This is a genomic window from Stenotrophomonas sp. Steno-C18, assembly GCF_056393195.1.
In genome coordinates this window covers 635282-648905 of sequence record NZ_JBWJOX010000001.1, presented here as the reverse complement: position 1 = coordinate 648905, position 13624 = coordinate 635282, and the positions used below count along the sequence as shown (strand labels likewise).

Annotated in this window: 13 protein-coding genes; 7 read left to right on the top strand and 6 right to left on the bottom strand. The window is 58.5% G+C overall.

All coding sequences use genetic code 11. From position 1 onward, the window contains the following. The first annotated feature begins 329 nt into the window (after positions 1–329). Positions 330–641: a DUF3892 domain-containing protein gene (locus tag AC06FE_RS03050; RefSeq protein WP_049450199.1), complete on the top strand. Its 312-nt coding sequence runs from the start codon at positions 330–332 to the stop codon at positions 639–641. Positions 642–702: 61 nt separating this feature from the next. Here the strand turns inward: AC06FE_RS03050 and AC06FE_RS03045 are convergent, their stop codons facing one another. Next, positions 703–936 (bottom strand): hypothetical protein, encoded by a 234-nt coding sequence (locus AC06FE_RS03045; RefSeq protein WP_088100493.1) that lies wholly within the window; start codon positions 934–936, stop codon positions 703–705. 188 nt (positions 937–1124) lie between these two features. Between AC06FE_RS03045 and AC06FE_RS03040 the strand changes: the two genes are divergently transcribed. The 3 genes from AC06FE_RS03040 to AC06FE_RS03030 all read left to right on the top strand — a co-directional run bounded on the left by AC06FE_RS03040 (position 1125) and on the right by AC06FE_RS03030 (position 3516). Next, positions 1125–1376, top strand: coding sequence for a hypothetical protein (locus AC06FE_RS03040; protein ID WP_125899051.1), 252 nt, complete (start codon positions 1125–1127; stop codon positions 1374–1376). A gap of 267 nt (positions 1377–1643) precedes the next feature. Continuing rightward, complete coding sequence (locus tag AC06FE_RS03035) at positions 1644–2720, top strand: MBL fold metallo-hydrolase (RefSeq protein WP_049450195.1); 1077 nt, start codon at positions 1644–1646, stop codon at positions 2718–2720. A 7-nt stretch (positions 2721–2727) separates the two neighbouring features. Further along, the gene (locus AC06FE_RS03030; protein WP_088100492.1) at positions 2728–3516 is read left to right on the top strand and encodes a hypothetical protein; all 789 of its coding nucleotides are present in this window, start codon (positions 2728–2730) and stop codon (positions 3514–3516) included. A gap of 43 nt (positions 3517–3559) precedes the next feature. Here the strand turns inward: AC06FE_RS03030 and AC06FE_RS03025 are convergent, their stop codons facing one another. From AC06FE_RS03025 to AC06FE_RS03015, 3 genes are all read right to left on the bottom strand, one after another. Further along, positions 3560–4906, bottom strand: coding sequence for a ComEC/Rec2 family competence protein (locus AC06FE_RS03025; RefSeq protein ID WP_265951447.1), 1347 nt, complete (start codon positions 4904–4906; stop codon positions 3560–3562). 602 nt (positions 4907–5508) lie between these two features. Next, positions 5509–5877 (bottom strand): H-NS histone family protein, encoded by a 369-nt coding sequence (locus AC06FE_RS03020; protein ID WP_049450191.1) that lies wholly within the window; start codon positions 5875–5877, stop codon positions 5509–5511. Between the two features lie 121 nt (positions 5878–5998). After that, positions 5999–7396, bottom strand: a complete 1398-nt coding sequence (locus tag AC06FE_RS03015; RefSeq protein WP_265951445.1) for a site-specific integrase — start codon at positions 7394–7396, stop codon at positions 5999–6001. A gap of 390 nt (positions 7397–7786) precedes the next feature. On the opposite strand from AC06FE_RS03015, the gene AC06FE_RS03010 reads away from it, so the two are divergent. Beyond that, complete coding sequence (locus AC06FE_RS03010; RefSeq protein ID WP_478072205.1) at positions 7787–8266, top strand: hypothetical protein; 480 nt, start codon at positions 7787–7789, stop codon at positions 8264–8266. Here the strand turns inward: AC06FE_RS03010 and AC06FE_RS03005 are convergent. Together AC06FE_RS03005 and AC06FE_RS03000 are read right to left on the bottom strand one after the other, a co-directional pair. Then, positions 8232–9161, bottom strand: coding sequence for a hypothetical protein (locus tag AC06FE_RS03005; RefSeq protein ID WP_478072204.1), 930 nt, complete (start codon positions 9159–9161; stop codon positions 8232–8234). The two genes, AC06FE_RS03010 and AC06FE_RS03005, sit on opposite strands and share 35 nt — an antisense overlap. A gap of 127 nt (positions 9162–9288) precedes the next feature. Then, positions 9289–9768 (bottom strand): hypothetical protein, encoded by a 480-nt coding sequence (locus tag AC06FE_RS03000; protein WP_478072203.1) that lies wholly within the window; start codon positions 9766–9768, stop codon positions 9289–9291. A gap of 189 nt (positions 9769–9957) precedes the next feature. Between AC06FE_RS03000 and AC06FE_RS02995 the strand changes: the two genes are divergently transcribed. Both AC06FE_RS02995 and AC06FE_RS02990 read left to right on the top strand, forming a co-directional pair. Next, positions 9958–10662, top strand: a complete 705-nt coding sequence (locus AC06FE_RS02995) for a hypothetical protein (RefSeq protein WP_478072202.1) — start codon at positions 9958–9960, stop codon at positions 10660–10662. A 247-nt stretch (positions 10663–10909) separates the two neighbouring features. Continuing rightward, positions 10910–13600, top strand: coding sequence for a UvrD-helicase domain-containing protein (locus tag AC06FE_RS02990; protein ID WP_478072201.1), 2691 nt, complete (start codon positions 10910–10912; stop codon positions 13598–13600). The last annotated feature ends 24 nt before the right edge of the window (positions 13601–13624 follow it).

Below are 13624 nucleotides of genomic sequence, written 5' to 3'. Positions count from 1 at the left end.
TTAGGACTTCTATGTCCCACAGGCGCAGGGCGCAGCTCGAGGCCTGTTCAGTGCGCTTGATAAAGAAACTGGTGAGTCAGAATTCTGGCGGCTACCACGCTCTCCTTCTGGATGTGTAGTTAAAGGCGGTGAGCGGACTTGAGTATCCGAATTAAGTTGCTCGGATTCTTAGTTCGTTTTTAGTGACGCCACCGGGTACGGGCTTCTGTGCCGTCGAGCGTCATTCTTTTGACTCCTTCGCCTTTAGTCGGGGGTAGGGGATTTCCTATTGTAAAAGCCCGGTGGGAGCCGTCTAATGCGCTCGAGCCTTTTGTTAAGGGAATGTCTAAATGGCGCATCCTGATTTCTATGTTTCCGCCGTGCAGTACAACAGCGATGGCTCGCACATTGCCAAGCTGCGCGTGCATAGGGTTGATAAGAGCAATGGCAGCTTCAAGGCGGATAGTTACAGCGACCTGACGCGCCCCCAAGTCATCGGGTCGGTCGAAAAGAATGTGACTTTCACTACCGTCGTCCGTAAGGAAGACGGTGGGTGGCGGCTCGGTGCGGCGCTGGAGATTATGTCGGTCAAGACCGATTACCTCAAGACCGTGCGGGATGAGTCGACGCGGGACAACCTGGAGAAGTTGCCCACTTTCTGAGCGGGTCTTGCGACACGGGGCTCAGGGCAAGGTGCGTATGAACGCGATGTTGGCCGGGAGTTTAATGGGTGGTATCCGGAGTCTCAATGTGCAGGTAGTGCACGCCATCCTCCTCCAGCGACGCGGCCAGGCAACCTCCCAGTAGTTCCTTGCTTCCATCGGGCTGGTAAATGCCGAAGGAGCTGGCGAGGCCTGCTCCGCCCAAGAAGGGGGCGATGGCGTCGAGTTGAGCCTTGCTTAGGCCTTCCACGCGGGCTGTGCCAACGTGCGGTGAATAAATTTCAAGCCAGTACATCGGTTGCTGTGTCCGTTCGATGGATTGGTGGATTTCTAACAGAGAAGTTGGAGGCGTCAAGGGTGTCGTACAGAGATAAGCTGACGTTGGGCGCGGTTGGAGGACAGCGAGGGATTTTTCTCCAGTGCAACAAGTCGGAGAAAAAGTCGGTTGTTCGTAGGCATTTCCCGGATGGCGCGCGGCAATGGATGAGCGAGAAGGTGCAGTCCAGGCACACGGACGGCACGGCAAAACATCTCCACATTCCCATCTTGGAGGAAGGCATCTACGAGGTTCTCGGTCAGCCCAAACTCAGCGGATACTATGCTTTTTACCTCAATGACAAGGGTTACATGTCCTACTGCGCGTTGGATCCAAAATTGGCCACCGCAGTGTTGGCGAAGATCGGTTCCGATGGGCTACGTGCAGCGTTGCTGGCCGTCGGGAAGACGCTCTATTGACCCGCACATGCCCGTCAATGATTGCAAGACAACTGAGTTGGTGGGCCGGAAGCTGGCCATAGTTCGCATGTAGGGAGCGCGGCTGGCATTGGCAAGCACGGAAGAGCGAAGGCCGGCGCTTTCCCCTGCCTGCTTCATGGTGCATGGCCTGTCTGTATCCAAGACGTCTTGATAATGCAATCTCCCCCGATGGCGGTCTCCGCCAGCGGGGGGAATTTCGTCTCAAACTTGCTCAAGTGAGCACACTTAGCCGACAGGGGGCTGAACGTGGCAGATAGTATTGAATTGGATTTTTTGGCCGTCGAAACGTCCAAGAGCGGAGACGCCATTGGCGTTCGCTACGAACTGAATGGGCGCACCCGAATCCATGTGGTCGATGGTGGCTACCTGGAAACCGGCGATCGCTTGGTCGAACACATCGCCAAGCACTACGGAACCGCTAAAGTCGACTCGGTGGTGCTGACCCATCCGGACAGCGATCACGCCAACGGCCTGCGCAAGGTCCTTGAGCGCTGTGAAGTGGGGGAGCTTTGGATGCATCGCCCCTGGCTTTACGCCGAAGAGTTGCTTCCTCGGTTCGAGACTTACAATTCCGCAGACGCTCTGCGTAGTCGCCTGCGCAAGCTGTATCCGGGACCGGCGGCGCTGGAAGAGCTCGCGCTTGAGAAGGACATCCCTATCCGTGACCCGTTCCAAGGTGCCTACATCGGTGATTTTCTGGTGCTAGCCCCCACGCGTGCCCGTTACCTTGACCTTGTGGTCTCGTCCGAGCGCACCCCTGAGGCCGCGAAGGACAGCACGCTGATTGAGGCGTCTCTTGAGGGCTTGGCCGCGTTGGTCAAGGCTGCCAAGAACTTGGTGCAGGGTTTGTGGGGTCAGGAGTTCTTCCCGGTGGGTGGGACCAGTGAAGAGAACGAGATGAGCGTGGTCCAGACCATCGTCATCAATGGCAAGCGCGCGCTGCTGACCGGCGACACCGGGCGAGACGGCCTCGCTGAGGCGGCCGACTACTTGGAAGCGACGGGTGGAACGCTGCCTGGCGTCTGGGCCTTCCAGGTCCCGCACCACGGGGGGCGTCGAAACGTTAACACCGAGGTCCTCAACCGCTGGCTGGGCGAACCGCTTAAGACGCAGGAGGACGGGTATAAGTTCAGTGCCGTGTGCAGTTCTGCCAAGGCTGACACGGCACATCCCCGGAAGGTCGTGGTGCGGGCAATGATTCACCGCGGAGCGCACTTCTCCGCCACGGAAGGGCGCAATCTGTTGCTTTCCACGGGCATCTCGCGGGCCAATTGGGGAAGCGTAGAGCAGACGCCATATCCGCCTGACTATGAGAAGGACTGAGGGAGCAATGACCGAGATGTCCAATCCCATTGCTCTAGGTCAGTTGCTCGCCCAAGTGTCGGATCCTTATGATCGCAACGCTAGGTTGGCGCCCGGTCTCATTGTATTGATGCCGCTGACGGTGTCCTTCATCGCAGCGTTTCGCGATGAACTTGACGCAATGCAAGTGGTGGCCGCGGTCGTTGTGACCTTCTGCGCGCCCTTCCTTCTCTCTAGCGTAGTGCGCTTCCAGGGCAAGAAGCTCGAAAACAAGTTGGTCAAGAAATGGGGAGGCATGCCCTCTACGATTCTTCTTCGCCATCGAGACGAGCGCCTGAATCCTGTGACGAAGGCCCGGTATCACGACGCGATCAACGAGAAGCTAAAAGCAGAAGTCCCCTCTGCTGCTAAAGAAAGGGGCAATCCAAGCAGGGCCGACCATGCATACGAGGATGCGGTTGCAAAGCTGAGGGAGAGGACGCGGGGCACGGAATCGTTGGTGCTTAAGGAGAACATCTCCTATGGGTTCTTTCGGAACATGTCCGCGCTTCGCCCGTTTGGCGTGGTTACGTCTGCGGCCGGTGTGGTGGTGGGGTTGCTCCTGACCGGTGCGTTGACTCTCAACCCCCTGGCTTTCAACTGGGCCACGCTGCTTCACCCTGGTTTTGAGGGTGGGGCAACGCTTCTAGTGTCGGGCTTTCTGCTCTACTTGTGGGTGACCAACTTCACCCACGGTCGCGTTGAGAGCGCGGCGTATGCCTATGCTGAGCGGCTTTTGACCGCGCTTGATCGTATTCCCAGCAGCTCCTCACCTTGACGGGAGCCGGTCCGGCCCCGCCCTTGATGGATCCGGGTGCCCCTTACGTCTGCGTAAGGGGCATTGCGTCGGGGCAACTGGTCAAATGAGGAAGCGCCTTGGTTGGCTCGATCCATCCGATGCGGATGCCTTTCAGATGCTTAGAAGGATGCTGGCCAGTTGCACGGGCGTGCCCCGGTCTGCCGACTTTAGCCTTGCCAGGCGTGGTAACGCTCCAGCTTGTGTGTGTCCAGCCGGCGGCGTCATACGCGTGCACTCCCGCGGGACGGGGGTGGGAAACTCCGTAAATTCCGTGCGTATTACCGGGGCCAAAGGAATAGGCCAATCGGGCGTAATCGGACGCCGGCAAGGGCACCGGCGCGCCGGTTCCATGGACGCGGGCCCCGTGGTGGGTGGCCACTAAGCCTGTGACCGGGCGTTTTAAGGCTCCTGGAATGTTGTGGTAACTGGCATCGCCGGGTAACAGCCAGCGCCTGCCTTCGCGCTCGGCGATCAGCGCTAGGCCTGACTCATTGCGGTCACTTGCAGGTCCTCGGCAACGAACGAGCTTGATCCCAGGGCCGAGGCGAACAGGGCCCGAAGTGCTGAGCAGAATCGTCTCTCCCCCCGCGGCCCAAATGTTCATCAAGAACACAATATGCTTGATCGTCTCTGGGATAGGGGCGATCCAAGTGCGCGTCAGCAGGTCTGTATCAACAGCGGCTGCGGCCCAGTGGTCAGCATCCCAATGGGAAAGGACTACAACAGGGTCCCCGCATTGGCAGAAGCTGATGTTCGGTGGCCGCGTGGCGGCATTGCGGTATACGCCGCAGCCCACGTCAAAGTAGATGCGTGCAATGCCTTCGCGGCACAGCAATGCATTGGCCGACCCCTGGCCCACATCGAGCACCGCCAGCTCTTCAATGTGCAGGGGCGTCGGCCTTGTTTGCGGCATCGAAGTTTGGGCCGGCAAAAGTGCGAAGGTGTTCAGCTGCTGACTCCTTCGGTTCATCAGCGGAAGGCGAAAAGCGTTAAACTCGACGGTCTGGGCCGGAGAAAAGAGCGTTGGATACAGTTGCCCGAACAGTTGGCCCTCATCGGAAATCTCAAGAAGCAGCCAGTGCTTGGTCCTTGGCCTAAACCGGCGATTGGCCTCATCGAAGAACATGGTCAGCTGCAGGTGGAACAGCGGTGCCTCTCGAAAGAATTCTTCGCATGCGTTCGCGTTCGCGCTCGCGGCATTTTCGTTCAGGCCATAGCGCTCGGTGAACTCCGCGAACCACTCAGTATCCACCCCGTCGAAGCCAACCAGGGCCAATCCTTCGCCCAATGTCTCGATGAAATCCACTTGCGCATACAGGCTTTTCGGTTGGGGCCGCTCCGGTGTTTCGGCCGAGAAGTGTGGGTTCATTGGAAACTCCATGTAAGCCAATTGTGTTGAAGGACGGCGCACGCCCGCAGTTGGGTTGTTCCAGAGACTTGGCTGCGATGCTCACGTAATGAGCGGCAGTCAAGCTATGTATCGCGAGTGTGCCACGGGTACGGTATCGGCCTTATCTCCTGGCGACTTGAGCCACGTCAGTGCCGTCGCCTTCGGCAAGCTTTGCCCGTCGCCCTGCCTGGAGTTGATCGTTGCACAGCCTCGGCCTGCTCTGGCGCGACGTGCTGGCCTTGATCCTGTCCGCCAGGGCTGCTTGGTGGGTGGCGGATAGGTGGAGCAAGACCCAACGCCCCGACGACAGGCTGCAGGGATTCTGGTGACCGCGCGATCGGCGCGGGGCGATGCCGGGACTAAGAGAAGAGTCTTCCCAGGCCTCGTCATCGACGGCGAGGCACGCGCCTGCAAGCGGGCGCACGTCCTGTCCTGCAATGTCAGGCGACACCAATCAGTGCCTTCACCAGAGCGCATTCGCCGTCCATGGCAAGTAAGCCCAGGCCCTCACATGCGCCGTGCGCGCGCCGACAAAGGGTCTGGGTGTTGATTCGCTTTCGCTCGTGGACTTGTGCTTTGGACTACTTGATCAAGAACTCGCTGGGCTCTTTCCCCTTCTGGACCAGCGCAGCCAGCCACCTTGGTTGGCGGCCACGGCCGGACCACGTTTCGCTGAGGTTGGCCGGATTGCGGTACTTAGGGGCGACCTTGCTGCCGGCGGACTTCCTGGGCCTGCGGCCGGAGGGCCTCTTGGGGGTCTCGGAAGAAGCCGTTGAAACCGCTCCGTAAAGCTCCTCAATCGTGTAACCGTGGTCCTTGACGTATTGGTTGATCTTGGCTCGCATTGCGGCAGCCTTGGGCCGGGTCAGTACCTTGGTTTGCTGCTTTTCTGCCTGAGCGATCAGGGCTTTGAGTTCTTTGGCCGACAGGCCGCTGACATCGATGGTCATCTGTTTGGTCCGAGCGGTGAGGGCTTTAGGGTAGTTCCAAATAGAATCCGATGCGAACGCTCGCAGGAGAGCCCAAGCCCTCCTTCAAGATTCGGTAAGGCCCAGGCAACAGCTGTCGATCTTACGGGTAGAACTTGCCTGGGTCGCTTAGTTGTTTCGCAAACTGTCCCCTTCGGTAGATCGGCAGCTCCACCGGTGGTGCATAGCGGGCCAAAAGGTCGATCTGTTTCCTTCGCGCGAGCTCGGGCTTCTTGTGGAAGTAAGCCTCATGCAGCACCGGGACCTTCTTGCTGATGCTGTGGCCGGTCAGCAAGGCGATGTCTTCGTCGGGCACGCCCTTGTGATGGAGCTCTGTGGCGATGGTGTGCCGAAACGCGTGCAGCCCGATTCCCTTCCCGAAACCCAGGCTCTTCAGGTAGGTGCTGAACTGGTTGAGCGCCGCTTGGCTGTAGCGCTGGTTGGATTCGCCTGTCTTGCGGTTCACGCCGGCGGTCAGGTGGGGGAACAATCGAGGATGGCCACACGCGCGGATATCGGCCACGAAATCTAGGAAGCCTGCGTCGACCACCGGGGCGGGGATGGGGAGGGTTCGAATGGCTGCCTTCCCCTTCAGGCGCTGCCGGCTCCGATCTCGGGTCTTGTGCGCAAGGTCGGGATCGACGGTCTTCTGGATCCGGATGCACCAGACGCCGGCCTCCTGCACCACATCCGCCAGTTTCAACTGAGCGATCTCGTTGATGCGTGCTCCCGTGCAGAGGCCAAGGATGGGAATCCACCAGCGATGGGGGTACTTGCTAGCCCAGGAGATATATGTCCCCGGCTCGAAGATGCGCTTGAGCTCTGCATCGTCAAACAGGCGCTCGGGCTTGTTGGGATCCACGACCAAGTCCTTCTTGATCTCGTCGAAGGCGACCATCGGTGAGGCGCCGATGGCCTTGGATTTCTCAAGCTTCTTGAAGAAAGTCGATAAGAAGCGCCGGTGCTTCTCAAGCGTGGCCGGGGCCGGAGGAGCCACGTTGAGTTGCTTTCCGCGCGCGACCGCCTGGTCGTAGGTAAACCTGCGGTACTCAGGGTCGGACAGCAGACGATCTGGGGCCCAGCGAATGAGATCCCACAACTTGTAGATGTGAGCGTGGTCGATACGGGTGACTGGTATGTCCCCGCAGGTCATTAGAAGCAGCCGTAGGGTGCGAGAGGTCGCCTCGACAGTCTCTCTGGCCAGACAGCTGTAGTCGCCGCGATTGCGGATGTAGTCGTCGACTTCTACGGAAAGCGATCGCCCTGGTGTGCCCACAGGCAGCGGTTCGGGATACCGAGTGCCGTTCTTAGTCGAGCGTGCGCGGCGGGTGCGCTCATAGGCGGCATTGAGAATCTCTTGGGCCTGGATCGCGGCCTCTCGGCTGGTGACCACCAGCTTTCCGATCCGAAACCTGCCGATGCGAATGTCGGACATCTCCAACGAGCCGCTGGGGTCGTCCAGGTAGGATTGGAGGGGGTTAGGGGGCTGAGTCGGCGGCATTGCGGGCTTCCATCGTTTCGATGGAAGTACAGATAAACCAGCCTCAGCAATCGTCAATGGAAATGGGTCGGTCGCATACCGACCGTAGGCATCTATTGTGAGCGCCCATTACTGCTTCTTCAGGAAAAGAAAATTACGCAGGAAGTTGTGTGCTTCAGTTCTTGAAAATCAATGATTTGCGTGGAGATAAGTAGTATTGAATCGCAGTCATTACTGTACTGTTTAATTTCTACAAGCTAACAATCGGCCTCTGGTTGTTAAGTAAGTTCTGTACGGGAGATAAATGGTGGGGCTGGTTGCTCCTGGCGGATTGGATCCCGATTGAGTGCTGGAGGTGGGCTTGACGAACGTCATTGCCTCCATAGCATGCCGATTTTAGCGGAGGCCTATATGGCAACGGTTGAATCAGCCATCTGTGACGAAGAGCGGTTCTGGACGGAGCAACTCACGATTGGGCTGCGAACGTTAGACGTCGCTGTCGCGCTTCAGGCTGCCGACGCTGCGCTCCAACTGCATCGTTTTATGTGGACGAAGGAGCGCCACGGGTTCCGTGTTTCCATTGATGCATCGAGTGCTGGCTACGAGGTGCATTGGAACGCGAAGGAACTGGAAGCTGGCAACTTGGTCGTTTCGCAGCTGCGAAGGTCACTGGCCAGGGGCATATGGGCCGCTGCCTTCGCTAAGGAGTGGGCGGAAAGCGTATCACTCGTGGCGGCGGCAACGCGAGCCGACAGTGCTTTGGAGGGCTATGCCAGAAAGATTGGGGTCGAAGTCCCAACCCTGTTTGCTGATGGCGACGCCGCCAGCAAGGCGAGCTGGCGTTCGGTATGGGACGCTATGTGCCGGGGGCGTACCTCGGCTTCGGAATGACAGTTACCGGCGGATGTTCGTTGAACCTTGGGCTGACGCCTAATATCGGCACTAGACGATCCTCCCGGTATGCCTTTATGACGTTCATCAGTTCAGTGGTATTTGTGATGTGCCTTATGAAGCCTTGGCTGCCTATCAGCATCATCTTCAAGTCCTCTTCGAGGACGTCCCTGTCACATCCGTCCGACTTCTTCTCTGTGCAGAGGAAATTGACGTAGGTTTGCATCTCGTCTACGTCCAGACCTAGTTCCAGCAGGTATGACAATGGAACGGATTGGGCGCTCGGATCTTTGTGGCAGAACCGGACCGCGTTGGGAGGTGAAAAGAAGTTGGCGAGTGTCAGCGGCCAGTGCGGATGGAAGCTGTTCCCGCTTTTGAGCCCGACGGTCAGTGAACCTTCAAGAGTGACCGCGTGTTGTGAACTGGGACGTCCGGAATAACAGGAGCCGGGCTGTTTGAGGGCCTTTCCAGCTGGGAGGGCCTCTAAGGCGGTGAGTAAGTAGGGCTGGAGAAATAGTTGATGCATGTGACTATGGGCGACATCGGTCTGCCCCCAGTAGGCGAAAAAGTGTCCTCGGGTGCTTTGGATCAAGGTCTTTCGTGAGTCTGAGAGCCCATTGGCGACCTCGTCCAGTGCCGCTAGATCCATGAGTTTCTTGTAAGCGCGCTTTGGGCCCTTGCTACCCATCCACTCGCTTTGGCAGTAGGACTGGTCCGGTTTGATCTCTAGAAGGGCGAATCTTTCGCCGAATTGATGGATGGCATCTCCCATCTTGGACTCCGCATTTCCATCTAGGGAAATGTTCATCGCTGGAATCGTCGCATCGGGATTCGCTTGAAGCCATTGCGCGTCGCGCAGTGCCAAGACTACACCCACTTCCCAGTGGCTCTTCATGTCAGTTCCCCTCCCCGGGGTTAAAGGTTTTCGCTCAGTCTATCTGCACTCTACACGCGACGATTGGGTGTGGCCGCGGGTTAAGCTGCCTCCGCTGCGACAGTATTTTCCAAGGCGCACGAACGCGTCAGCCATCGAGTTTGGTCGCCGCGGACAGCTTCGCCTTCGCCGCCCGGTATGCTTCATTGCTCGCCAGCAGCGCGTCGCACGCAATTTGCCGATCTTCCCGTCGACGTGGCCCGTCTTGCTTGTATAGCGCAACTTCGCGATCAAGACTTTCCAACTCGCGATCGCGCTGGACCTGGTAGTCCGGGCTGGACATGCGTCGTTTGGCGTGGTGGAGCAGCTCGGTGGTGCCGGCTTCGCCGGCGCTGACCAGCTCATCCCATTCCATGTCGGCTCTCAACTCTCCGATACGCACCAGGCGCTGCCGGACCTCGCTGGAGTCCCGCGCTTCGAGTGCTTGGGCGTGGTCGCATTGCAGGCGATCTTGAGCCACCTGCTCGCGAAGCCTTTCCACTTCGTTGCGAAGGTCGCGGTTGCTGTCGCAAGCCGTCAAGGCAGCTGCCGTGAGGACGCAGATCAGGACCGTGACTGGAGCGCGCATGTTCGTCCTTGTGATCGCGGCTGTGGATGGAACGTCTGATCAAGACCTTGGAAGCCTTGGCCGAACACTGGGAAGGTCCAGTCATCGGGTCCGGCTCCATTCTAGAGGGGCGGTTGGCTCGACGCTACGCCTGTCGTTTGAGCCGGCTCCATGGTCAACTAGAGGGGTCCCTTGTTGACGAGTTTCCACATGTCTGACCTACCCCAGGCGCCAGCAGTACCCAACAGAATTCTGGAGATCCAGCGCCTTCTTCGCCGTCGACTGGTTCCGGAAATGCAGCGTTGGTTCATCGATGAATTTGCGTTTCTCAGTAAGAACGTGACGCTCGTGGGCGCGATGATTGAGGCGCAGTGCGATCGATACGACCAGGCGTTCAAAGAAGCGATCGCCGACATGAACTCTTACGATGCAGACCGCTACGCCGACGGGATGGTTGAAGAAACGGCATTCATTGAGATGCTTCCGAAGCTGCAATGGCGCAGCCAGTACCTGATGATCTACGCGACCTTTGAGCATGCGTTGCTTAAGATTCGCATGATCACGCGGCAGCGCTTCGGGCTGCCAAAGCAAGAGCCGATGAGCAAGCAATCGGCATTGGAGCGGACCAAGCGGTGTATGAAGGACTGTGGCGTTCAGATTGACTGGACGATGCCCGACATCGAGCGAATCAAGATTCATTCGGTACTGCGCAACAAGGTCACCCATGCGGATGGGGTCTTTCCCGCTGAGGGCTTTAAGGGCACACGGGTGGGAACGTTGCCCGGGGTGACGGTAAGGAGCGATGACGACACTGTCAGCGTCGACCTGGGATCGGAGACGTTGTTGGATGCAGTGGCGTCCATGCATCGCTTCCTATTGTTGTTGGCCAATTATGAGCATCCAGAATTGGCTTAGTGGCCGGGGCAGGGGCTGAGGCCAATAAGCTTCGTTAAGGTCGGCGGATTGTCGCGCAGGCCGCGTGCGGTGGTCGTTGGCCGTAAAAAAGTGGTCGGATGCAGTTTGGTAGCGGTGCGCCTTTGATTTTCGGGGCTCGGCGGTCATGACCAAGCAGCGAATGATGGTTTCCGCTGGCGCGCGGGCTGTCGTCCTCGTGGCATTATTGTTCGAACGGACGCGGGACCGTAGGGCAGAGGGTCGGGCAGTGGAGTTTCTGGTATTCATCGGATTGCTGTGGCTTATTGGGGCGATCTTCGGAAAGAAGGCGCCTAAGCACCGTCCAGTCAATCCGAGGGTGGCCGAGGAAGCCCGGGCCAACGCTGCCCAGTCTCAAGCGGACTTCGATGAGGCTTTCAAGCAGTGGTCTGATAGGGCTTTGGCATTTGCCGGCCAAGGTCGGTGGATTCCAAAAGGAACAGCGAGCAGGTTTCTGGCATCGCACCCGGCACCGCAGCACCGAGCGAAGACATGGAAGCAGGCCGTTGGGGATTCATCTCCTGAAGAGACCTTGCGGCTGCGGTATGCGAAGTTCAATGGCCAACACATGGTCTTTGAGAGGATCGCGTGCGGTCGATTCTTCAGTACGGTTGAAAGGAACCCGCTCACCGAAGAACAAATCCATGCCTGTATCTGCATGGATGACGCCGTCATGGTCGTGGCCGCGGCTGGCTCGGGTAAAACGTCCACGATGGTGGCCAAAACCGGCTACGCGTTGCACCGCGGTTTGGCCAAGCCTGAGCAAATCCTGCTTTTAGCCTTCAACAAAGCGACGGCGGAGGAAGTGGGCGTTCGGATCGCTGAGCAGTTGAAAGAAGTGCCCCAGGTGGAGAGGGTCCGATCAAGCACATTCCACGCTTTTGGCATTGACGTCATCGCTAAAGCCACGGGCAAGAAGCCGTCCCTTGCCCCCTGGGTCGATCCCGGCAATCCCGGCGCTGACGTCAGAGAGGTCGGCGACATCATCCAGATGCTCTGTGATCAAGACAAGGCTTTCAAGCGTGACTGGGACCTGTTCCGAACGGTTTACGCACGCGATGTGGGGAAGTGGGGTCAACCGGACGAGCCTGAAGCGTATGGCAACGGCGTTCGTGGGTTCCGCACGGCCCGTGGCGAGGTTGTCAAAAGCAAGGAAGAGCGCACGATCTCGGATTGGTTGTTCTACAACGGCGTGAAATACGAGTATGAGCGCCCGTACGAGCACGACACCGCAGATCACCAGTTTCGGCAGTACTTCCCCGACTTCTACTATCCAGACATCCAGCTGTATCACGAGCACTTTGCCCTCAACGGAAGAGGAGAGGCACCCAAGCAGTTCAAGGATTACCTGGCAGGCGTCAAGTGGAAACGTGAGCTTCACGCCAAGCTCGGGACCGCGCTGTTTGAGACCACCTCACATGGCCTGCTTACCGGCGAGGCGATCCCTGCCTTGGCAACGGCGCTGCAGGCGAGAGGTGTACACCTGGTGTTTGAACCTGATAGAGAAGGGACCGGGCTATCACCGGTTCAGTCCCAAGACTTGGCCCGCTCGTTCAGGGTGTTTCAACAGCATGTCAAGAACAATGGGCTTGACCGTCTGGACCTGCATGCCGCCCTGGCGGCGCAGTCCCAAGATGGGTTTGGCGCGCGTTTGCGCATGTACCTCAAAATCTACGAGCAGATTGCCCAAGAGTGGGAGCGGCGCCTGCAGCGCGGCAACTGCATTGACTTTGAAGACATGTTGATCTTGGCGTCTGAGCACGTGGAGTCTGGAGCGTACAGGAGTCCATTCGTTCTTATCCTCGCCGACGAGTTCCAGGACAGCTCACGCGCCCGCATACGCCTTCTCAAAGCGCTATCGAATCAGTCCGACCCACCCGCGCACCTGTGCGTGGTCGGCGACGACTGGCAGGGTATCAATCGCTTTGCTGGGTCAGACATCACAGTGATGACGGAGTTTGAGAAGACCTTCAACCATGCAACACGGCTGTCGTTGAGCACCACGTTCCGTTGTCCCCAAGATTTGTGCGACATCGCCAGCCAGTTCATCCAGGCCAATCCCGCTCAGATCAAGAAGAAGGTAAAGACCACCAATCCGCTCACCAAGACCCCCATTATTGCATATGGGTTTGCCGATCAGGCGAGCATCGTGGGGCATGTTGAGAAGCAGCTGGCGCACATGCATCAGCTGGCTGTCAGCGGGAAGCTGCTGCCGCTCAAAGGGCCTTGCATCACCGTAATGCTTCTGGGGCGCTACCGAGACGATAGGCCGGGCGCAATCGAGGTGTGGCAGCGCCGCTTTGGTGACAAGCTAAGCATCGAGTATCGAACGGTTCACGGTTCCAAGGGGTTGGAGGCCGAGTACGTGTTCGTCTTGAACGTGGTGGAGGGCACTCGGGGTTTCCCAAGTCAGATTCAGGACGACCCGGCACTTCAGCTGGCCATGCCCGCGCCCGATCCCTTCCCTGTGGCGGAGGAGCGGCGCCTGTTCTATGTCGCCATGACCCGTGCTCGCAAACAGGTTCGGTTGTACACGACCCTTGCCCAGCCTTCGCGCTTCCTGGTTGAACTGGTTAAGCAAGAGCACCTCAAGATCGAACCCGTCGACGGCGACGCGTTGGAGCCCTGCCCAGGCTGCGGACGGGGCATGCTGCAGTTGCGATCAGGGCCCTATGGAGACTTTCACGGCTGCAGCCGATTCCCTGCTTGTACGTTCAAACGTAAGGTCAGTCAGGAATCACTGCCCGCAGTCCCGTTCAAACCGAACGCTCAGCGGCTATCTACGAGCACCAACGTTGGTGACCCTTGTCCCGTATGCAAGCAAGGGATGCTTCAGTCGAGGAGTGGCCGCAATGGCCCATTCCTCGGCTGTTCCCGGTTCCAACATGGATGCAAGGCGACGAGAAGCCTTGGGGGCTGATGGTGACTGGGACGCTCTTGAAGA

Bases quoted from the DNA above. Each gene is read 5' to 3' on its own strand.
- AC06FE_RS03050 (WP_049450199.1), top strand. From the start codon at position 330: ATGGCGCATCCTGATTTCTATGTTTCCGCCGTGCAGTACAACAGCGAT.
- AC06FE_RS03045 (WP_088100493.1), bottom strand. From the start codon at position 936: ATGTACTGGCTTGAAATTTATTCACCGCACGTTGGCACAGCCCGCGTG.
- AC06FE_RS03040 (WP_125899051.1), top strand. From the start codon at position 1,125: ATGAGCGAGAAGGTGCAGTCCAGGCACACGGACGGCACGGCAAAACAT.
- AC06FE_RS03030 (WP_088100492.1), top strand. From the start codon at position 2,728: ATGACCGAGATGTCCAATCCCATTGCTCTAGGTCAGTTGCTCGCCCAA.
- AC06FE_RS03025 (WP_265951447.1), bottom strand. From the start codon at position 4,906: ATGAACCCACACTTCTCGGCCGAAACACCGGAGCGGCCCCAACCGAAA.
- AC06FE_RS03020 (WP_049450191.1), bottom strand. From the start codon at position 5,877: ATGACCATCGATGTCAGCGGCCTGTCGGCCAAAGAACTCAAAGCCCTG.
- AC06FE_RS03015 (WP_265951445.1), bottom strand. From the start codon at position 7,396: ATGCCGCCGACTCAGCCCCCTAACCCCCTCCAATCCTACCTGGACGAC.
- AC06FE_RS03010 (WP_478072205.1), top strand. From the start codon at position 7,787: ATGGCAACGGTTGAATCAGCCATCTGTGACGAAGAGCGGTTCTGGACG.
- AC06FE_RS03005 (WP_478072204.1), bottom strand. From the start codon at position 9,161: ATGAAGAGCCACTGGGAAGTGGGTGTAGTCTTGGCACTGCGCGACGCG.
- AC06FE_RS03000 (WP_478072203.1), bottom strand. From the start codon at position 9,768: ATGCGCGCTCCAGTCACGGTCCTGATCTGCGTCCTCACGGCAGCTGCC.
- AC06FE_RS02995 (WP_478072202.1), top strand. From the start codon at position 9,958: ATGTCTGACCTACCCCAGGCGCCAGCAGTACCCAACAGAATTCTGGAG.